General features: G+C 43.0%; 21 protein-coding genes and 1 pseudogene. 6 read left to right on the top strand and 16 right to left on the bottom strand.

All coding sequences use genetic code 11. The annotated features are described in order from the left end of the window. Positions 1-27 precede the first annotated feature (27 nt). The 5 genes from HLM86_RS13905 to norR all read right to left on the bottom strand — a co-directional run bounded on the left by HLM86_RS13905 (position 28) and on the right by norR (position 5,350). Entirely contained in the window at positions 28-1,947 is a 1,920-nt protein-coding gene (locus tag HLM86_RS13905) for a monovalent cation:proton antiporter-2 (CPA2) family protein (RefSeq protein WP_076589715.1), read from the bottom strand. Then, a complete protein-coding gene (locus tag HLM86_RS13900; RefSeq protein WP_076589714.1) occupies positions 1,944-2,564 on the bottom strand; it encodes an NAD(P)H-dependent oxidoreductase in 621 nt (206 codons plus the stop codon). The genes HLM86_RS13905 and HLM86_RS13900 overlap by 4 nt, the downstream gene beginning before the upstream one ends. Before the next feature lie 81 nt (positions 2,565-2,645). After that, entirely contained in the window at positions 2,646-3,275 is a 630-nt protein-coding gene (locus tag HLM86_RS13895) for an HAD family hydrolase (protein ID WP_170883504.1), read from the bottom strand. A gap of 21 nt (positions 3,276-3,296) precedes the next feature. Continuing rightward, positions 3,297-3,656, bottom strand: coding sequence for a glutaredoxin family protein (locus HLM86_RS13890; RefSeq protein ID WP_076589712.1), 360 nt, complete (start codon positions 3,654-3,656; stop codon positions 3,297-3,299). A 104-nt stretch (positions 3,657-3,760) separates the two neighbouring features. Next, a complete protein-coding gene (gene norR, locus HLM86_RS13885) occupies positions 3,761-5,350 on the bottom strand; it encodes a nitric oxide reductase transcriptional regulator NorR (protein WP_170883503.1) in 1,590 nt (529 codons plus the stop codon). A 240-nt stretch (positions 5,351-5,590) separates the two neighbouring features. Here norR and hmpA point away from each other — a divergent pair, with 240 nt between their 5' ends. Beyond that, a complete protein-coding gene (gene hmpA, locus HLM86_RS13880; RefSeq protein WP_076589710.1) occupies positions 5,591-6,763 on the top strand; it encodes an NO-inducible flavohemoprotein in 1,173 nt (390 codons plus the stop codon). A 29-nt stretch (positions 6,764-6,792) separates the two neighbouring features. Here hmpA and HLM86_RS13875 read toward each other — a convergent pair whose 3' ends face one another. Continuing rightward, complete coding sequence (locus HLM86_RS13875) at positions 6,793-7,335, bottom strand: hypothetical protein (protein ID WP_076589709.1); 543 nt, start codon at positions 7,333-7,335, stop codon at positions 6,793-6,795. Continuing rightward, positions 7,328-7,867, bottom strand: a complete 540-nt coding sequence (locus HLM86_RS13870; protein WP_076589708.1) for a YaeQ family protein — start codon at positions 7,865-7,867, stop codon at positions 7,328-7,330. The genes HLM86_RS13875 and HLM86_RS13870 overlap by 8 nt, the downstream gene beginning before the upstream one ends. A gap of 384 nt (positions 7,868-8,251) precedes the next feature. On the opposite strand from HLM86_RS13870, the gene HLM86_RS13865 reads away from it, so the two are divergent. Further along, positions 8,252-8,512, top strand: coding sequence for a DUF5062 family protein (locus tag HLM86_RS13865; protein WP_076589669.1), 261 nt, complete (start codon positions 8,252-8,254; stop codon positions 8,510-8,512). Between the two features lie 111 nt (positions 8,513-8,623). Here HLM86_RS13865 and HLM86_RS13860 read toward each other — a convergent pair whose 3' ends face one another. Further along, positions 8,624-8,833, bottom strand: a complete 210-nt coding sequence (locus HLM86_RS13860; RefSeq protein ID WP_006960450.1) for a cold-shock protein — start codon at positions 8,831-8,833, stop codon at positions 8,624-8,626. A gap of 378 nt (positions 8,834-9,211) precedes the next feature. On the opposite strand from HLM86_RS13860, the gene arfA reads away from it, so the two are divergent. Next, positions 9,212-9,412: an alternative ribosome rescue factor ArfA gene (arfA, locus tag HLM86_RS13855; RefSeq protein WP_076589668.1), complete on the top strand. Its 201-nt coding sequence runs from the start codon at positions 9,212-9,214 to the stop codon at positions 9,410-9,412. Between the two features lie 43 nt (positions 9,413-9,455). Here the strand turns inward: arfA and HLM86_RS13850 are convergent, their stop codons facing one another. Continuing rightward, positions 9,456-10,619, bottom strand: coding sequence for a threonine/serine exporter family protein (locus HLM86_RS13850; protein WP_076589769.1), 1,164 nt, complete (start codon positions 10,617-10,619; stop codon positions 9,456-9,458). 456 nt (positions 10,620-11,075) lie between these two features. Between HLM86_RS13850 and HLM86_RS13845 the strand changes: the two genes are divergently transcribed. From HLM86_RS13845 to HLM86_RS13835, 3 genes and pseudogenes are all read left to right on the top strand, one after another. Continuing rightward, positions 11,076-11,432, top strand: a complete 357-nt coding sequence (locus HLM86_RS13845) for an NADH:ubiquinone oxidoreductase (RefSeq protein ID WP_076589667.1) — start codon at positions 11,076-11,078, stop codon at positions 11,430-11,432. A gap of 220 nt (positions 11,433-11,652) precedes the next feature. Next, positions 11,653-12,819, top strand: a complete 1,167-nt coding sequence (locus HLM86_RS13840) for a D-alanyl-D-alanine carboxypeptidase family protein (protein WP_076589768.1) — start codon at positions 11,653-11,655, stop codon at positions 12,817-12,819. A 39-nt stretch (positions 12,820-12,858) separates the two neighbouring features. After that, positions 12,859-13,107: pseudogene (locus tag HLM86_RS13835) on the top strand (DUF6817 domain-containing protein); the annotation flags it as partial. A 123-nt stretch (positions 13,108-13,230) separates the two neighbouring features. Here HLM86_RS13835 and HLM86_RS13830 read toward each other — a convergent pair. From HLM86_RS13830 to HLM86_RS13800, 7 genes are all read right to left on the bottom strand, one after another. Next, positions 13,231-13,644: an adenylate/guanylate cyclase domain-containing protein gene (locus HLM86_RS13830; protein ID WP_170883502.1), complete on the bottom strand. Its 414-nt coding sequence runs from the start codon at positions 13,642-13,644 to the stop codon at positions 13,231-13,233. A 143-nt stretch (positions 13,645-13,787) separates the two neighbouring features. Then, positions 13,788-14,303 carry a Pycsar system effector family protein gene (locus HLM86_RS13825; protein WP_076589665.1) on the bottom strand — a complete coding sequence of 172 codons (516 nt, stop codon included), beginning with the start codon at positions 14,301-14,303 and terminating at the stop codon, positions 13,788-13,790. Between the two features lie 188 nt (positions 14,304-14,491). After that, positions 14,492-15,439, bottom strand: coding sequence for an adenylate/guanylate cyclase domain-containing protein (locus HLM86_RS13820; protein WP_076589663.1), 948 nt, complete (start codon positions 15,437-15,439; stop codon positions 14,492-14,494). 106 nt (positions 15,440-15,545) lie between these two features. Continuing rightward, positions 15,546-16,391, bottom strand: a complete 846-nt coding sequence (locus HLM86_RS13815; protein ID WP_076589662.1) for a toll/interleukin-1 receptor domain-containing protein — start codon at positions 16,389-16,391, stop codon at positions 15,546-15,548. Between the two features lie 111 nt (positions 16,392-16,502). Continuing rightward, positions 16,503-17,006, bottom strand: coding sequence for a hypothetical protein (locus tag HLM86_RS13810; RefSeq protein ID WP_170883501.1), 504 nt, complete (start codon positions 17,004-17,006; stop codon positions 16,503-16,505). A gap of 39 nt (positions 17,007-17,045) precedes the next feature. After that, positions 17,046-17,822 (bottom strand): nucleotidyltransferase domain-containing protein, encoded by a 777-nt coding sequence (locus HLM86_RS13805; RefSeq protein ID WP_083949365.1) that lies wholly within the window; start codon positions 17,820-17,822, stop codon positions 17,046-17,048. A gap of 115 nt (positions 17,823-17,937) precedes the next feature. Further along, positions 17,938-18,333 (bottom strand): hypothetical protein, encoded by a 396-nt coding sequence (locus HLM86_RS13800; protein WP_143678265.1) that lies wholly within the window; start codon positions 18,331-18,333, stop codon positions 17,938-17,940. Positions 18,334-18,956: the final 623 nt, after the last annotated feature.

Genomic DNA, 18,956 nt, shown 5'->3' with positions numbered 1-18,956 from the left:
AGACCCGAGTCGGGTCGCTGTTTGGGGTCAGTGCTTTTTGAACTTGTCGGCATACCCTTTCGGTGGTGGGGTCCAGCCTCGCTCACCCCCTTCATGGTTGTCTGAGCGATCCGCCGCCATGGCGGCTTTTATCTGTTCTTCGAGATGGATGAAGAGCTGTCGGTAATTGTTGTCAAATCGTTGGCCTTGTGAATCGTCTTGCCAAGCATGATAGAGGCGGTCTGACTTTTGATTCTCGATACGTTGATAAGCGGCTTTTTGTTGCTCTGCTAAGAAGGGGTGATGCCCAAGCTCCGTCATCGCTTTCACGCCCAACGCCAGTGCGGAATGATACGTTTCGGATTCAATAATATCGGCACCTGCCTGACGAAGCAAATAGCCATGACCACGGTCAAAAGCACGAGCCAGAATTTTAACATGAGGATAGGTGTGTTTGACATATTGGGTTAACTCGACACTGGCTTCCTGATTGTCGATAGCAATGACTAGCAATGCTGCGTCCTTAATGCCAGCGGTATGCAGTAAATCAGGGCGAGTGGCGTCGCCAAAGTAAGCCTGAGTTTTGATTCGGCGCATTAGGTCGACCTGAGCCGATTGGTGATCCAACACGACAGTTTTAATGCCATTTGTTATCAATAATCGGTTAATAATTTGTCCAAACCGGCCAATGCCTGCAATGATGACAGACCCTGTTTCGTCGATATCATCAGCTTGTTGATTATTGGACTGGTGTTCAAAGCGTGGCAAGATTATTTTGTCAAATATGATGAATAGCCCGGGGGTCAAAAGCATGGATAAAGCCACAACTAACGATAGGATTTCAGCGGTGCTTTGAGGCAAGACATGGTTTTGCACCGTGAAACTGAGAAGGACAAATCCAAATTCACCTGCTTGTGCAAGACTCAAGGTAAACAGCCAACGATTACTGTTTTTTATCCGAAAAATTAAGGCCAGTGAATATAAAATGGTGGCTTTGACTAGCATCACCCCGAGCGTCAGTGTCATGATCAAAGCAAAGTCGTGAAGCAGAATAGAAAAGTTAATGCCAGCGCCGACAGTAATAAAGAACAACCCGAGTAAGAGGCCTTTAAATGGGTCAATATTGGATTCTAACTCATGGCGAAACTCACTGTTGGCGAGCACGACACCGGCGAGGAAAGCGCCAAGTGCCGGAGATAAACCGACCAAACTCATCAAGGCGGCAATCCCGACGACCAGCATCAAGGCGGTGGCAGTAAAGATTTCTCTCAAACCTGAACTGGCGACAAAACGAAACAGCGGCCGACTGAGATAATGTCCGCTGATGACCAAGCCAACCACAGAGCTGACGATAACCAAGGCGTAAGCCCACCCTGGCAAACCGGTTACTAAGCTTATGTCATCATGGTGAGCAGCCGCTTTGTCAGCTAGATTCTGCGCAGCTGCGACCAGTTCAGGCAATGCAAGCAGAGGGATAAACGCCAACATTGGGATAACGGCAATATCCTGAAACAACAAGACGGAGAACGCGTTTTGACCGCCGTCTGTTTTACTTAGGCCTTTTTCATTAAAGGTTTGTAAAACGATAGCAGTTGAGGAAAGCGCAAAAATCAGTCCGATGGACAGCGCTATGGACCACGGTTGAGAAAAAAACATGGCCACGGCGGTGATGATTAGGGTCGTGGCTCCCACTTGCAGGCCGCCAAGGCCTAACAACCGATTGCGCATCGACCACAGCATCTTGGGTTCGAGCTCTAAACCCACCAGAAATAGCATCATAACAACACCAAACTCAGCGAAATGCTGGATGGTGGTGGTTTCCTCTCCGACGAGGCCAATAATAGGGCCTATTACGACCCCTGCCAGTAAATAGCCCAACACGGAGCCAAGTCCGAGGCGTTTGGCAATTGGCACTGCGATCACCGCGGCAACGAGATAAATAAACGCCTGCAAAAAATAGCCCGTCATTGTGTTCCCCCCAATAAGATGTCGTCGAGACAGTGACAGAGTTTGTCGACTTGGGCTGCTTTGTGATAATCAAGCTGGTTGGCCACCAACGCATTCAGTAATTTAACCCAAGCCTTAAGGTGCTTGTCGACTCGGCCATCTTCTTGCGCGGTTCTGGCACCAAAGAGAGCAAATGGAGCAAGGTACTGCATGCCAGTCAGCGTCGCGGTTTGCTCAAGTGGCTGCAGCAATTGTCGGATCGTGAAATGGTTGTAGCCTTGAGATTGGTATGCCTCTTCATTGCCCCCTGCGGTTAATGCGCACAGGAATTTTTTACCCTGTAAGGCGGTGCCCTCCTGACCATAGGCAAAACCATACTCAAGCACGAGGTCTTGCCATTCCTTGAGAATAGAAGGCGTTGAATACCAGTAGAGAGGAAATTGAAAAATAATGACGTCATGCTCAATCAGCCGTTGTTGTTCCTTGTCGATATCAATGTTGTACGTAGGATACTCGTAGTACAAATCGACACTGGTCACCCCTTCAATGTGTTTCAAAACGTCAAACAGAGGTTGATTGACCTCAGAACGGCGCTGTGATGGGTGAGCATAGAGGACTAATACTTTATTCTTTTGCATGGCTGAGCACTTAGGTTTCTGTTATCCCAATTTATTTTCGCACACAGGACAAGGTTTAACCATGGCCTTACGAGCCACGGTTTAGGCCAACGGTGGTGTGTTTTGCTGTTGAGAGACAAAATGTTCGATAATGCCACTCAACTGTTCTACCACCAAAGAAGCGCAGTGAGCGAAATCCAGTTGTTGACCGTGGGTGACTAAACAGCAAGGCATATCGGCATTGGTGGCTGCTTGAAGGTCGTATAAATAATCCCCGACATAGAGTATCTGATGTGGGGCAAGTACCCACTCATCGGCTAACGCCAGTAAGGAATCAGGGGTGGGCTTAGGCGGAAAATGTTCACGGGTGATTAATCGTGAAATATTGAGTTGGTTGAATTGCGTCTTTTGCAAAGCGGCTTGCGCGCAATTTCGGGTAATAATCGCGGTTTCAAAAGCTTGGCTTTTTATAAATTCCAATAGGTTATGGCAACCTGGCATCGGCTCTGAGTGGCGAGCATCATCCAATTCATGTTGAAGAATAATACGATGAGCCCGTTGCGCAGATTCTGGGCAATCAAGCTCATCAATGTAGGTGAGCAAATCGGCATTAAGCGGACATCCAATTTGCTCACGTAATCCTTTGAAATCCATATTACAACTGACCAGAGTATTGTCTAAATCAAACACAATCGCTTTGATGTCGGAGGTGTTTAATGGCACAGCGGGCATGGTATTTCCTTCGTTTGAGTGTTAAGCGAATTCCTTTTCCAAGTAAGCTACGATATCCGAAGATTCGTACATCCACTCGACTTGGCCTTCTTTTTCAATTCTTAAACAAGGCACCTTAACTTTACCACCACCAGCTTCGAGATCTGAGCGGTGAGTTGGATTACTTTTGGCATCTCTTAACTCAATCTTAACCGATTGACGTTTCATTGCACGTCTTACTTTGACACAAAAAGGGCAGGCATCAAATTGATACAGGGCCATGGTTTGGGCTTTGCTGTTAGCCGACTGCTGGAGAGCTTCAGAGCGGGTGATACCTTTGGGAGAAAAGACAGCGTTAAGTACCAAAATAAGGCGGCCTAAAAACCAACGGATAAACTTCATAATGTTCCTTCCAAAATACAACGAATGGATGACTATCTATACGGGCGCAGAGCCCCGATGATCGAATGGTTCTCGAACCGCGGCCATTGTAACCAAGTTACTTATCAATGAGAACTTATCTTATGATGCTTAGTGACCGTGATGCCCAAACGTTTTGCTAGCCTAGTCAGGTTAGCTCGGTCCGTTTTGAGCTTTCTTGCCGCCTGTGCCCAGTTAAACTCGGCTTCGGTAAGCGCTTGCGTGATCAACTGGCGCTGATAGTCGTTGGTGGCTTCCCTTATTCCTTGGGTCGATTCGATAGGCATCCTCTCAGAGGTGCCCACAGCGGCTTCCTCTGGATGAAGCAGTGACACGGGGTTAAGCTCGCCGAGATCGCTTGGGGAGACGGTCACCCATTGACCATGTTCCCCTCTTGCTTTCGCTTTTAACGCGGCTCGGTTGAGGACATGCTCCAGCTCTCGTACGTTGCCCGGCCAGTTATAGCGGGTCAATAGAGTTTGCGCATCGGAGGCCAACTTTATTTGCACTAGGCCTAATTTTCGTCTCGCCTGCTCAAGAAAATATCCCGCCAGTAGGACCACATCGCCTTGGCGCTCTCGAAGCGGTGGGACAGGGATCGGGTAAACGCTTAAGCGGTGATAAAGATCGGCTCGGAAACGACCTTCGGCCACTTCTTGCGGTAAATCACGATTGGTGGCGGCCAGTATTCGAACATCGATGACTTCAACGCTGTCTTGTCCGACGGGCTGAATTTCATTGTTTTGCAAGGCGCGAAGAATCTTACTTTGAGCAGCCAGTGGCAGTTCGCCAATTTCATCGAGGAATAGCGTTCCACCATCAGCGAGGGCGAATTTGCCCAAACGAGATTTATCGGCGCCAGTGAACGCCCCTTTGACGTGGCCGAACAGTTCACTTTCGAGCAAGTTTTCTGGGATGGCAGCGCAGTTAACGTAAACCAACGGCTGTTTACGGCGATTGGAGAGTTGGTGAAGACTACGTGCGACTAATTCTTTACCCACTCCCGTTTCACCGTTAATCAAAATATTGAAGTCAGACGGCGCTACCACATTAATATCGTCTTTAAGGGAGATCATTTTAGGGCTGGAACCAATGATTTCACCGCCTTCCCGCTCCCAGACATCTTGGTTCAGCTCTTCAAGTTTTTGCTGAGTCTGTTTGGCTTGTCGTTCGAGTTGATTAACGGTCATGGTTACCTTAAGTGTAGAGGCAACGATCGCTGATAAGGCGTCTAAACTTCGTTTTGGGATATTGTCGAACACGTTGGGTGTCAGACTGTCCAGCGCCAATACCCCGAGTAATGCATCGGCGTAGATCAAGGGCAAACCCATACAGGCATGCATCGGTAAGTCACCTTCATAGTCGACCAATAAAGTATCAAATGGGTCAGGTAAAGGGCTATCGGCATCGAAACGCACGACGGCTTTGGCATCACATATGGCTTTAAACCTTGGATGTTCGTCGATTTTAAAGCGCCGCCCGAGCGTGTCTCTCGTTAAGCCTTGAATTGCCAGAGGCACTAAGGTATCCCCCTGAACGGAAAGCAGCGCAACGCTGTCACATCGGATAGCCTTGCGGATAGCATCCAGTAATTTGTTGAATCGCTCATGTTCATTGTGGCCACTGGCCAGACCGATGGTCATATCGATGAGAGTGGAAACGGAGATGTCTTGCATACTACACCTAACTGTTTTTTGGAGACGGGAGACTATCACAGCGATGACAAAGTCAGCGGTACTTGTGTATTAAACTCATTATGGTGTCATTTTAACACATTTTAAGTAGGTTAAAATGACTTAATTTGATGGGCTAATTGATGAAATTCCAGTGAGTTAGGCGGTTTGTGAAGTTGGCATCAATCGTGCTCTTTATAAAGATAAATACAGACCCAAATCATCCGTTAGGAGAAAAGAAACATGCTAAATGACCACCATGTTGCTGTCGTAAAAACCACGATTCCACTGCTTGAAAATGCCGGCCCAGCATTGACTCATCACTTTTATCAGCGGCTGTTTACGCATAATCCGGAGCTTAAAGACATCTTCAATATGACTCACCAGAAAACTGGACGTCAAGGTGTGGCCTTGTTTGAAGCTATCGCCGCTTATGCAAAAAATATCGAAAACCTAGAGGCTCTGACATCCGCGGTTGAGCGTATTGCTCACAAACATACCAGTTTCAACATTCAGGCCGATCACTACCAGATTGTGGGCCATCACTTAATTGAGACGCTACGTGAACTTGCTGCGGATGCCTTTACACCCGAAGTAGAACAAGCGTGGACGGCTGCTTATTTGTTTTTGGCTAAGGTGTTTATTGACCGAGAAGCCGAATTGTATTTGCAGCGCAAGCAAGCGGTAGGGGGATGGGAAAATGCTCGTCCGTTTGAGGTCATAAATAAGACAGTGGAATCACAGTTTGTGACCAGTTTTGTCCTCAAACCTGTGGATGACGGTGATGTGTTGGATTTCCAGCCAGGACAGTATATCGGTTTGGAAGTTAAGCCCTCGAATGATAGCCACAATGAAATACGTCAATATTCTCTTTCTCAAAAACCAAACGGTAAGAACTATCGAATTTCAGTGAAACGGGAGCTGGGAGAGCACCTTGGGAAAGTGTCTAACTTTCTCCATGATGGTGTCAACTTAGGCGATACGGTTAAACTCTACGCGCCCGCTGGGGATTTTTACTATCAGGAGAAAGGGACCCCTACAGTATTGATTTCAGCCGGTGTTGGCGCGACTCCGATGCAGTCGATGTTGCAAACGCTCGCTGAGGAAAACAAGCAGGACGTGTTGTATCTCTATGCATGCAACAGTGATCAGCAGCATTCTTTCCGTGAGGAAACGTCTGCCATTGTTCAACAACAAGGATGGCAGCAATTTACTTGGTATCTGAATGGGCAAGCGCCTTTTTCAGGGCAAATGGAGCTAAGTCTTATCAACGACCATTTGCCTTTTGGCCTTGCCGACTTTTATGTGTGTGGCCCTGTTGCTTTTATGGACGGTATCGTCAAGCAACTGGAAGATAAAGGGGTGTCGAGAGAACGAATCCACTACGAGGTTTTCGGGCCTCATGCCTATTTATAAACGAGGTAAAGGCTTCCATTTAGGTCGCCTTACTTACGCTTAAACCGCTGCTTTATCCATTGAAAAACAGGGTTTGAACCAGTGATAGGCGGCGCGTTCTCGTCGCCTTTGTAATAACTCCGTAAGAACTGCGTTCTTAGCGACTGGTCGTCGAGGTGACCAAGATGACAGAGCCATCTAGCGCTGTGTTCAGCATGATCATTTGCTAGGCTGAAGTCCATGCGCAGATAGCCCTGGAGATACAGCCAGAGATGAGTCACTAGAGTGAGCATGTGCTCATCTTGATAGTCAAAGCGTTGTGTGTGATCGTGACCAAGATTATCATTTAGGGCTTGTCGCATGGCAATGACAGACGACTGGTGAGCTTCGATCTGTGCCACGCATTCGATATGCGCCTTGGTCAGTATTCCCAGAAGAATGGTTTCTGGGCGTTTATCTGGCTTACTGTGTTTGACTTTCTTATAAAGATCATCATTTTGATTCAGGATGTGTTGCCACAATTGGGGTTTGTCATGAATGACGTCTAAAGAGTCGATGTTGATATCTGAAAACGCCTGATGGATATCAGTCATTGGATTGCAATGTGTCTAGGTGAACTTCGAAAGACCCTTTGTCGCAATCAATAAATAGACTGGTTCCGGTGATCATGACCGACAATTCCATTCCACGCTCAACGATGTCTGATAGAGCCTCAATATGGCTTGGATTAAATCGGTAGATATGAGCATCATATTGGTGAACTTTGTTCTTGGTTTGTTCCCACCACACGTCTGATTTACTGTTGAAGGTGAAGACGTCGACACGTTTTGCCAATCGTGTCGATTTCTTGATACGATCGAGTGAAGGTTCACCTACGTCTATCCAGTGTATAATCGTGTCATCAAGCGCTTTTTGCCAAAGATCTGGTTCCTCTATCGAAGACAAGCCTTTAGTAAACGTTAACTCAGGATGGTAGTTGACACAATATGCCAGTACCCGAGCCATCATTCTTGCCGTGGTTTCGGAAGGATGCAGTGCTATCGTCAGCTGTGGGGTATCGTACACATCACGATTAGTATCAGACAGTGACAGACGAAACTTATAAATAGTGGGTTTGAGAGCCATGGATCCTCAGTATTTCTATTGGTTTGAGGCGGGTTAACACATAGCCGCCTCATTGTTTTTCTCTGCCGATACAATCGTTATCTCGGTCAAAGGCTGAATGGGCGGCTATCATACCAAGGACCTGAACAATCGGGTACAACTCCTTGTGAAGTTGTCGGGTTTACACCGTTATTTTGCCGAAGGACGAGAAATCAGTGATCAACGGCGGTCTTTTTGGTCTCTTGGTTCCTTAACGACGTTGCGATTGTCCGGCTGACGGTTCCTTCTATGGCGGATATCGCCGAGTTTTATCACGAAGACTTTTCGATTTGAGACCAAAGTAATTATGTCAGGGCAAGGGTTTGATATACTGGAAGTAAAATCGATACAGAGGAAGTAAAGGATATGTCGAAAACCACCAAGATCCTTAATGAAGACAAGCTGGTTAAAAAAGCGTTAGAGGTTGGCCTTAAGATGGCGAAGTTGCAAGGATTTGAGTTGCCGAGTACGTCTCAACCGATAAAAATCAAAGCTGTGTACTTGTTTTTAGTTGAGGTTAATCAAATCACGCCGCTTCCTGAGGACAAACTGGACGGCTCTAATATAAAGAAACGACTGGCTTTATGGATGCGCAGCGCGTTGCCTGAGGGCGATTCTCTTAAGTAGATTGAGATGGGGGCGTGCTGGAGGAAGTGGCTCCCAACTTGGTGACAAACAATAGGCAAAAAAATAGCCAGCGTAAACGCTGGCTAACGAAAATCTTTGTAGTTTAAAAACTTAAACTAGCTTGATGTTCTCTGCTTGAGGACCTTTTTGGCCTTGAGATACAGTGAACTCAACTTTCTGACCTTCAACTAGAGTACGGAAACCGTCGCCAGTGATTGCAGAGAAGTGAGCGAAAACGTCAGGACCGTTTTCTTGTTGGATGAAACCGAAACCTTTAGTTTCGTTGAACCATTTAACTGTACCAGTAACAGTGTTAGACATAATGTATATCCTTGATAAATCTTGTAAAAGCCATGACGGCAACGATAGCGTGGAAAAGGAGATTGCTATTGCGCACGACGTTACGGAAGAAATACAAGAAATCCAACGAAACGGCGAAATAAAAACAAGTACCGTTTTCTAGCTGCCCTTAATGATAAAGATTAGTGGCACTAAGTCAATATAATTCATATTATACTTTTCAATTACTGTCGATTTTCACTAAAAACTTGCGCTATGTAGGCTTTCAGAAATATTACTGATGATGAAATACAGAGTGTAACATTTGTCTGAATGGTGAATTCTTGGCTCGAAATCAGATTTTGGGTCACATTACTGTTCATTACTACTATTTTCTAAACAACACACTAGGAAACACTCATGGGTAAAAAATCCATCGATAAACCCTCACTCACGGCGAGTTTAGAGGTTGGGAGAGGGGACGTTCACGATAACGCTTTGAAGGCGGTTGTGACGAGTACTTTATTTAAAGTCAGAGTCGAAAAAGCGAAACGAGGTAAAGGGAGCTTTACACGCAAGATGAAGCACAAGGGCAAAGAGCCCTATTCAAAAGCCGCCTAGCACTTTTGAATAGGGCTTTTTTAAGCCTTGGTCACGCACGGCGTTAACGTTCTATTTTGGGAGGGAAGATCGAGTAAGCGGTGACTTGCCCTGCAACGATAGCAGAAAACATAAAGAGGGCAGATAGACCGATGCTTGGAATCGGCAATATGGCTTGATCAAAGACAGATTGACCTGCGCTCACCAAGACACGACTGCCCGGGACGAGAATAATAATGCCTTGAACAATGTAAATAGACCCTGTTAACGCCATTTTTTTCGCCATCCAAGTGCCATATAAGGTAATCAGTACTGTTGTTAGCCAAGTGCCCACCACCCAACCGCTTTCGAAACCAAGGTAGAACGGCCCCCACATTCCCAACACGGCCACCGGCAAACCCAGAAGAATATCCTTTGGTCTGGCACGAAAAATAACCCCAAGAGAAAGTGAAAGTAAGAACAAACCGGCGACGTGTAACCAAGGTGGAATCTCATTGATATAGAAGGCAGTGTCTGCTTTACCCCACATTGATTCTCCAATACTCAACCCCATCATAATACCGACAAAAAGTTTGATTAACGTGAGGAAACTCTGCCCTAAAAGACTGGTGCCAGAGACAAGGTCGTTAAATGCGAGACATTCGAAAGCGTTCGCGATCGATAATCCGGGTACAAAGAGAACGATGGCGGCAATACACAAGGCCCATATGGGAATGTCTGGGCTGACACTGGCAAAGCCGGTGACCAAAATCCCCGTCATCAATGCTGCAATGAACTCCACTGCAATAGCCCTTCTGGCTTTGCAAACGAGCTGCATGCCCCACACGAGAAGACCCAGTAAGATCGCGAGATAAACCGCCTCTAGGGTACTGCCCACCAGCATCAGATAGGCGGGAGGGATGGTCATATTGGCCAAGGCAACCAGCCATTTAGGATAAAGGATAGGCGAAGGAACCGGCTCTTGGCTCGGTTGATTAATTCGAAGAATGGTGTTGGCCAACAGGCTGAGGTTGATGGACGCGGGTTGGTGGCGCTTCATCACCACGGCATTGTTATCGTTGGGAAACTGATAGTTGATTGTCGTCGGTGTGGCTTGAATCATGACTTCTACACCTTGTTTTCGGGCATAGAACTGAGTGTATTTCTCTAACCTGTAGGGCGCGCAGCCACTGCGATGTAATGTGTCACCGATTTCGACGATTTTACGGATTCTGTACTCTGAGGGCATGGTTTCTGACAGAAAGTGTTGAATGGCCGCAAAGGTAACAAAGGTCATCGGTGTAATCTAGAAAGAATCCACGGGACAGTGTCTAGAGTCACACTCTTTTTACTGGCTTCATCGTTTACCCGTCGTTGTGTGCTTTGTCTGCTGTTTGGCGGGGCTCGTGATGGTTAATTAATGAGCTAGATCACAAAAAAACAATCGAGTCAAAATGTAAATATTGTTAATGAATTGTAAGTTCATGTGCAATTTTGGCCTGATTAGGCCCCAAGTACGCTAAAGTCGTGCTATCTGCCCAATGGCTTTATTAACTTTTCTGTTACATGAAGATTTGGGTGGGTGAATGTTAAACAATTTGGGCGTTTTTACTGCTTGAAATACGCCAGAAATTGTAGAAAATACCTGCAAAATGAGTTTGCAAAAATGAAAAGATGCTTTCTCCGTCTTTAAAGCGAGGCAACGATGAAACTATTTCTCATAATCATGGCGTCAATTTCAGCAGGCGTCCTATCTGCGGATCACCTTCATTCCTTTATGCTGGGTTTGTCGATTGCGGCACTGGCGGTGGGAAGTTGCTATTGGTTTGCGTTTAGAACGACGCGGTTTCCGGAACTCGCGATGGTGTTGCTTATTTGCGGGTTACTGTCCAAACTGGTGATTACAGTGGTTGGCGTGAGTTGGGGTATGGCTCAGGACATCATCACCTCACCATTCGTGTTTGCGCTCTCTTACCTATTTTTCTCTTTGGTGGTGACCTACCTTTGGTTTAGTTATCGAGATAGCATTACTCCAGATGTCATCAAAGAAGTTCAAGTTTAGTCAATCGTCTCTTTTGACCAACATAAATGCCGAAGACCCGTGTTGATAGCACGGGTCTTTTTGTTGCGGCTTTACCCATTACGCCACTCAACTCTAATAAACGACTAAAAATTATCAATAAGAGTAACGAATGGTGACAAACGCAGTCCATTTTAGGATGGATTGTTTATACTTGTGGGCAATGCACATACTAAGACTGTAAACAGAGTTGGTGATGCCCATGAAAAAAAAGTCAGTTTTCAATCTTTCGTTTTTCTCCATATTTGCTGCCACTTTTAGTCCTTTTTCTGCTTCCGCCATTATTCCAGAGCCGCCCAGCCTGAGTGCGAAAGGCTATGTTTTGATCGATTACAATACGGGCCAAGTATTGGTTGAAAAAAACGCAAATAAAAGGCTTAACCCAGCCAGTCTGACTAAGCTGATGACGGCCTACGTGACTGGCCAAGAGGTTAGGGCGGGTAACATCACCCTAGATGATAACGTCTTGATCAGCAAAAAGGCTTGGGCGAAGAATTTTCCGGACTCATCAAAAATGTTTATCGAAGTCGGTACGACAGTCCTTTTGATGGATTTGTACCGAGGATTGATCGTACAGTCTGGCAATGATGCCAGTGTTGCAATAGCAGAGTATGTGGCGGGGAGTGAGGGTGCCTTTGTCAACTTGATGAACACTTGGGCTGACAAGCTTAATTTAGAAAATACTCGTTATAGCAATCCGCATGGTTTGGACAGTCAGGGCTTGTATTCGACGCCCCTTGATATTGCCAAGCTTGGTCAGGCTATCATCCGTGATTTGCCGGATATTTACCCCCTTTACAGTGAAACGTCGTTTACCTACAACAGCATTACTCAATACAATCGCAATGGTCTATTGAGAGATCGCAGTATTAATGTAGATGGAATGAAAACAGGCTACACCAGCGGTGCAGGCTACAGCTTGGCGACGTCAGCAACGAGTGGAAAGATGCGTCTGATTTCAGTGGTGATGGGGGCAAGCAGCAAAAAAAGTAGGGAGTCTGAGAGTAAGCAGCTTTTAAGTTATGGGTTTCGCTTTTATGAAACGGTCTCTCCGACGAAAGCAGCGGATACGGTGACGGAAACCAAAGTTTGGATGGGTAATCAGGATTATGTTGATGTGGGTATTGAAAACGACATATACATTACCTTACCAAAAGGCAGTGGCGATAAGCTGACGGCGGAGGTGGTATTTGAGCATGAGTTAGTCGCCCCCGTAATGAAAGGGGATAAGGTGGGTGTCATTGTTTATCGAGTTGAAGATGAGCAAGTGGCCTCTGCGGACTTATTTGCACAGAGTAAGGTCGATGAAGGCAGTGTGTTGAAGAAGTTATTGGATTGGATCAAGCTAGGCATGTCGCGTTGGTCTTAAAGGGAATGAATAGGCCATTGATGAGGAATGATTCAGATTATGAATAGATTTAAAATACTCCAAGAGCTTGGTGCAGGTGACTTTCAGCATCTCAATGTGTCACTGGAGTCGCATTTAAGAGGGACTGAAACCATCCTGAAAAAATGGGGAAGCGATGAAGTGTTGCAAGTGGCGGGTTTATTTCATGCCGCGTTTGGCACTTCTGGTTTTGATGCGTCTATGGTGTCTTTACATCAACGTCAAGACATCGCCAATGTTATTGGCCAACAGGAAGAGGCTTTGGTCTATCGGTAGTAACTCATACTCGATCTTACACATCCGCTTGGTAATTAAGGTACGACAGAATCGCTTATTAACAAAACCGTTTTGGGTTACGTTGATGAAAGTGGAGAAGTATGTGTGTCAGATGCCTTAAAGGGGACTCACATTGAATTCTAACTTGTCGCCGACTTTTACCGACTTATTGACTGGGTTTCCTATCCATACTAAATCACGATTATTCGTTCCTGCAATCCCGACTTTAGTACACAAGATTGTTCCATGGTCTATTCCGATACCAAAGTTAGCACTTGAGTATTTACTCATTTTTGTATGAACTTTGGTTTCTGTGAGCATATACTTCATTTGCATAGCCGCTTTGACTGCATTACTTAATGAACGTTTCGTAGTTCCATAGAAGAACACAAGCATACCATCACCATTGAAACTCCTTACTTCACCACCCATAGACTTCGCGATTTTTACGATGGTATGGAAGTATGCCATGTGCAGCTTAGCGACTGAGGTTCGATTATGTTTATTTAACGTTTTAGTTGACCCCCTCATATCAATGTACAGGGTTGTAGCTTCGAACTTTAGTCCTTTATTTCCGTGAGTCATCAATGTCAGGTACTGTATAACACTTCTCAACTTCAAATGAATCGTCAATGATTTCTGTTACTTTATTTTCTATTTCTCTCTTCATCGTATCAGCTCAATACCTTAAATAAACCAGCGATAGCTACCGCCGAACATCCCATAAGAGTTAGCCATATTGATTTTTTAAACACACTATATTTGTAACTAGCAATTACCGAGTTGGTTATAATTTGACTTGCTATCATGTATTCATATTTTGAAGCGCAATAGTTATCAATATCTAGAGATTTAGACAACTTATTTAAGTAAGAGTGAGGTGTGTAGTTTTCAATATGACCAAAAAACAATAAGTTGTCATTTTCTATAACTGAGCTTTTTTTATGTGCCCAAGGTAGCGATAGAGAGGGAATAAAACTAGACAAGCACAATAACAGACTCAGCCCAAAACAAACAAAGCTGAGATAGATCAGCGCCTCTGATACTGCTGAGTAGTCTATGTCTTTTGTTACTCGTAAAACGCCAAAAAGGACTACCCCATTAGCCGCAGTTAAACTTGCTGACTTAGTTTCTGCAAATTTCAACCAATCGTTAACATTGCTAAATATTTTCTCTAATTGTTCTTTCATTATAATTCTATCGACCATACGCAACTAACAAAGTATCAGATGGCTTGTAACTTAAAGCCAATCTAACGACTCCAAATAATATTGCACTGTTGATTGCTAAAATTTCTGCATTCTTTGCCTCTGAAAATTTGAACCAATCAGTGGTTTTATCATAAACATATTCGAGCTTTACATTTTTATCATTCAGTTTAAATTTCCTTAACATCTGTGAAATATGGATCTCCACCAAATACTTCACCGCTATAATCTCTGACGGAAACTTCTTTTTTTGTTAATAGATCATCTTCAATATATGCACAATCAGGGTGCGACTTTTTAAGCCCATCATATACAGCTTTTGTGATCAATATAGGGTTATGCGATTTCGTATCAAACTTTGTTGTTTTGAAGAAGTGATAAAAATATTGCTCTTTATGCTTAATCATTCTTGAACAAGTAGACTCAAGATCATCTATAAAGTCATCATATGATCTCGTTTGCCAATGCCAATCATTAATATTTGGATAATAGTTACCCTGATGAACAGCAGGTTCAGAAGTAATTTCTGTTTTATTAGCAAGATCAGTTAGTCTAGAAGCTATGTTTGCAGGCTTTCCTAACCAAACAAGGCTACGATAAAATTCTTTTTCTGCACCTTGCCGAATCGCCCCACTTTTCGTAATTAACATTTTCCCATAATCTATACCAATACCGCACTTAAACTCAGTGTCCTTTATTCTTTTGTTCAAAATATACTGGCATACGCTATTCATCAAAGTTGCAGTATCCATAGCACATTTGAAACAGTCATCTTGATCAAATACGACCATGACCCTATCACCGATTATATTTCTAACATGCCCACCATAGTATCTTGCACAAGAAATCATTGAACGAACAAAAGAAGAATACACCTTTGCTAAAGTTTTTGGTTGCCTTGATGCACTAAACTTAACCGAATCACGGATGTCTACATATAAAACACAGCTTTCAAGTCTCTTACACTTTTTCTTCTTCGTATCTAGATTATCGAATGTAATACTAGGATCATCAAAATTGGGGACAAACTTTGTATCAATAATCTCTATTTCAAAGCTACTATCAAGAACGGTTGTTACTTGTTCATCAATTTTCTCAAAAAAATCTTTTAATGCCACCTATACCTCCTAGCTACTTAACGCCGCATTAAGGTGTTATGCACGCTTGGCTATACTTGAGCGAATCGAAAATGCCAAGCGTGAGGAATCACTCTTAAATGCTTTTTTAAAAGCGTTCTAACTGTTTTCTAATTGCATGAATGAGATCACTTGCAGCATTATCTCTAGATGCATCAATATATAAATAATCCTGAAGAAGGGGTGGCATATTGTCATGTTCAACACCTAGATTCACAACAATTAACGTTTTGTTTTTCTTCATTCTTCTTGTAATAAAATAATTGCACTCAGCCTCTGTCCAACCAGAATGCTTGGACAGGAAGTTATTCGAAAGAAATATAACACCAAGCTCACAATCATCTAGACCTTCACTTACCTTGGCAGTAATACTATCGCCAGCAATAATCTCTTCTTTGTCGTACCAAGCTTTCAATTCTGATTTTTGAATTTCATTGAAATATGTATCAACAATATTTTTGTCTCTGGATGAATGTGACAAAAATATTTTTTTCTTTTTCTCAATCACTGGCCTACCCCAAATATCATACATAACATCCCTATCAGGAAACAGAAAGAGCTCGTTTTTATTAACCGTCATAATGTCATCTACGTTTGCTGAGTCAAGAAACGTAGCTAATGAATAACCTTTACGAAATGCTGCTTCAATCAACTCATTTACAAATATGTTATAAGCTCTGACCTTATGCGGGTGATGTTTTGAAAGCCAGCTTTCAAAATCTCTATCGTCTTTTTCGAAACTTAGACAAAAATACAGTTCCAAATTGTATGGATTATTATTTATGAATAGTCCACATCCTGTCATCTGAAAGCGATCAAATCGGTCTAAGACGTCTTTAACAAACTCCCTTTCGTTTTTCCGATCTCCGTAATCCAAAGAGAACAGATATGTTTTATGATTTAGAAGGTTATCTACCATATCTTCTGGCTTCATTTTTCTCCTAGCATTTAACGCCCTGTTAATGGGCAAAATATAGTGGCTAAAATGAGCGACGAAGGAGCAAAAGCCAACTGTATTTTGTCCTTGTTAAACAGCTTGTTATGTTTACTTATACACTTTTATTTCAAAAGAAGCCTTGTGTTTTTGAGCCAACTCTCTATTTCTTTTTATATATTGTTCAGCATTTAGAGGTGATAACCGCGCTTCAATCGTAATTCCACAGCTTCCACATTTGTGAGTAGCTTCGTTTGTAGACCAAGATATAAGAGGCGAAAGTTCTTTCTTTGAAGCCCAACAGGTTGGGAAATAAGGTGAACCTGTTGGCTCTCCGTCTTCATTAACTAAATACCTAGCACCTAAATAACCAACATTTTGTGGCTCTTTATCGTCTGACTCTTTGAGTAGCTTTAGCTCTTTATCTTTCTCATAAATAATGTCTTCAAGTTCTCTGATAACTTTCTTAGCATCAGAAAGAGAATCCATCATTTCTTCTACTTTACCCTTTAGAATAGCTCGATCTAAAGCGCTGTCTGATTTAAGTATAAAAGATCCAATATCTATAGCGCCTTTAATACTGCTAATAGTTGTAGCTATTATTGATAACGGCACAAACCCTCCTTAGTAAAATTTGTCCGATTAAACAGTTTGTTAACTGCCATATACGCCATTCAGTACACCTATAAAAAAAGGATTTAATTTACTAAAATCAGTTTCAATTTTCGATTGTTCTTGTGCTTTATCCTTGAACCTTATCAACTCTGACTCAATAAAAGTACTGATTACATCTATACGAGGAAGATAAGCGCTTTCAAATCCTTTTCGTTTGTCCTCAAGCAGCTTGTGAATAGCTGATTTCAGTTCCTGGTTCCCGACTAACTCGTTTACTAAAGTTTCAAATTCCATCGGTACTACACCACGATCCTGCTCTATCCATTGCATCGCTAATATTGGCCTAAGTACGTAAAAGTACTTTTTAATTCTAACTGTATCGCCTTGTAAATACTCTCTGAAATTTCCATTGGCCATATGGGAGTAATGATAAAAACATGAACGTGGTGAATACAAAGAAGGAATCAGAGTTTTAAAGGCTTTAGTAAACGCTTCATTTTGCTTGTATACGATAGGAGAATTAAACCACTCAATAAGTGCAGGATTCGACTTTCTAAGAAGCTTTAATGCTTTTTTTAAATCCCAACCATTTATATCTAATAAATCATTTATCGGTTGTTCGACAACATCTCGGCAATACTCGTGATCAACTTGTAAGTACCAGTCCTTTTCTCGAACATATACAAAGCGCACGTCAAAATCACTGTCGGCTGACGGAAATCCCCATGCCCGACTTCCTGATTCACATGCATATAAAATTTTAATGTTTTCTTCTTTTTCTAAAGACTCAAGGTTCTCTAATATTTCTTCACGCACTGACTTTCCTTTTGGCAGTTAACGCCCGCATAAGGTGCGGGAAACGCTTGGCTATAATTAGCGAAGAATGAGCGTCAGCCAAGCGTTGGACGTCACTCTTGATGCGCTTGTTAGGTTAAATATCTACACAAGTACCGCTATAAACAGCACCAAACGCATGATAATACGTAAAACTTTTATTCTGAGACTCGTTATGTTCATTTACAACCAAATAATCAATTTTTGTATTCGGCTGATAGTAAGAAATAGACTTAAAGGAGTTTTCTTTACTACCAAAGGCTAGGACTTCAATACGATCAGCATGATGATTATTGAAAGTTTTACTGCTTATTTTTCCAGATGATTTATCAACTATAAACTCCTTATTTAAAGGGGAGCGATAAAAGTCAGGTAGGTCAGATAATTTGCCATTATCATCGACAATAGTTCCGTCCAAAACCATACATTTGTAGACATTGGCAAATGAAGTGAATGAGAAAGTAATAGAAATTAAAAAAACTAATGTACGCATATTCACCTTTAACCTAACATTCTTAATTACAGGCAGTCTCGTTTTTCTGTCTGCGCGACTTTCAACCAATCTACCATAAGTATCTAAAAAATAAAGTATAAACGTCGAATTTCGCATTCTACCATTACCTAAAAACAAGACGCCGTGTTATCACTTTTAAACAAAGCGCGTTATCTTAGGAATGAGTAACTAAAACCTTATTATTAACGATAGCTTATCAGTTATGCTGCTGACAAAACGAGCCAGCTCTCTCGGTAATACAAGTCATTTTCATGCTTTACGGTCACATAAATCCGATAAACTGTATCCATGCGCAGGTAAAAGGGCTGACATAGCTTCTCCCTAACATTAGGAAAATTCGCCTAAATTTGGAGACATCAAATATGTGGAGCAAATGTGCTAAATGATTTTGGGACAAAACTGATTTAGGGCAACCTGTCAGATATGGTCACATCGAGTAAACGAAACTGACAGATTACGTTCAGACTAATTCAGTCTATCTTGTGAACACCAAACGACTTTGTCGTATCTTAATTACCAAGCGATTCTGTCGTAGTCGCTAATTACCAAGGGAAATTGACGGTGGTCTTTAACCGTGCTTTTTAAATGTTTACTTTGAACAT

It is taken from the genome of Vibrio ostreicida, assembly GCF_013074385.2.
GTDB classification, from domain to species: Bacteria; Pseudomonadota; Gammaproteobacteria; order Enterobacterales; family Vibrionaceae; genus Vibrio; species Vibrio ostreicida.
The sequence above is the reverse complement of the archived record's forward strand: the minus strand, read 5'-3'. Positions and strand labels throughout refer to the sequence as shown.

What these genes read in the sequence shown, in the direction of transcription:
- HLM86_RS13905 (WP_076589715.1), bottom strand. Translation starts at nt 1,947, where the DNA reads ATGACGGGCTATTTTTTGCAGGCGTTTATTTATCTCGTTGCCGCGGTG.
- HLM86_RS13900 (WP_076589714.1), bottom strand. Translation starts at nt 2,564, where the DNA reads ATGCAAAAGAATAAAGTATTAGTCCTCTATGCTCACCCATCACAGCGC.
- HLM86_RS13895 (WP_170883504.1), bottom strand. Translation starts at nt 3,275, where the DNA reads ATGCCCGCTGTGCCATTAAACACCTCCGACATCAAAGCGATTGTGTTT.
- HLM86_RS13890 (WP_076589712.1), bottom strand. Translation starts at nt 3,656, where the DNA reads ATGAAGTTTATCCGTTGGTTTTTAGGCCGCCTTATTTTGGTACTTAAC.
- norR (WP_170883503.1), bottom strand. Translation starts at nt 5,350, where the DNA reads ATGCAAGACATCTCCGTTTCCACTCTCATCGATATGACCATCGGTCTG.
- hmpA (WP_076589710.1), top strand. Translation starts at nt 5,591, where the DNA reads ATGCTAAATGACCACCATGTTGCTGTCGTAAAAACCACGATTCCACTG.
- HLM86_RS13875 (WP_076589709.1), bottom strand. Translation starts at nt 7,335, where the DNA reads ATGACTGATATCCATCAGGCGTTTTCAGATATCAACATCGACTCTTTA.
- HLM86_RS13870 (WP_076589708.1), bottom strand. Translation starts at nt 7,867, where the DNA reads ATGGCTCTCAAACCCACTATTTATAAGTTTCGTCTGTCACTGTCTGAT.
- HLM86_RS13865 (WP_076589669.1), top strand. Translation starts at nt 8,252, where the DNA reads ATGTCGAAAACCACCAAGATCCTTAATGAAGACAAGCTGGTTAAAAAA.
- HLM86_RS13860 (WP_006960450.1), bottom strand. Translation starts at nt 8,833, where the DNA reads ATGTCTAACACTGTTACTGGTACAGTTAAATGGTTCAACGAAACTAAA.
- arfA (WP_076589668.1), top strand. Translation starts at nt 9,212, where the DNA reads ATGGGTAAAAAATCCATCGATAAACCCTCACTCACGGCGAGTTTAGAG.
- HLM86_RS13850 (WP_076589769.1), bottom strand. Translation starts at nt 10,619, where the DNA reads ATGCCCTCAGAGTACAGAATCCGTAAAATCGTCGAAATCGGTGACACA.
- HLM86_RS13845 (WP_076589667.1), top strand. Translation starts at nt 11,076, where the DNA reads ATGAAACTATTTCTCATAATCATGGCGTCAATTTCAGCAGGCGTCCTA.
- HLM86_RS13840 (WP_076589768.1), top strand. Translation starts at nt 11,653, where the DNA reads ATGAAAAAAAAGTCAGTTTTCAATCTTTCGTTTTTCTCCATATTTGCT.
- HLM86_RS13830 (WP_170883502.1), bottom strand. Translation starts at nt 13,644, where the DNA reads ATGAGGGGGTCAACTAAAACGTTAAATAAACATAATCGAACCTCAGTC.
- HLM86_RS13825 (WP_076589665.1), bottom strand. Translation starts at nt 14,303, where the DNA reads ATGAAAGAACAATTAGAGAAAATATTTAGCAATGTTAACGATTGGTTG.
- HLM86_RS13815 (WP_076589662.1), bottom strand. Translation starts at nt 16,391, where the DNA reads ATGAAGCCAGAAGATATGGTAGATAACCTTCTAAATCATAAAACATAT.
- HLM86_RS13800 (WP_143678265.1), bottom strand. Translation starts at nt 18,333, where the DNA reads ATGCGTACATTAGTTTTTTTAATTTCTATTACTTTCTCATTCACTTCA.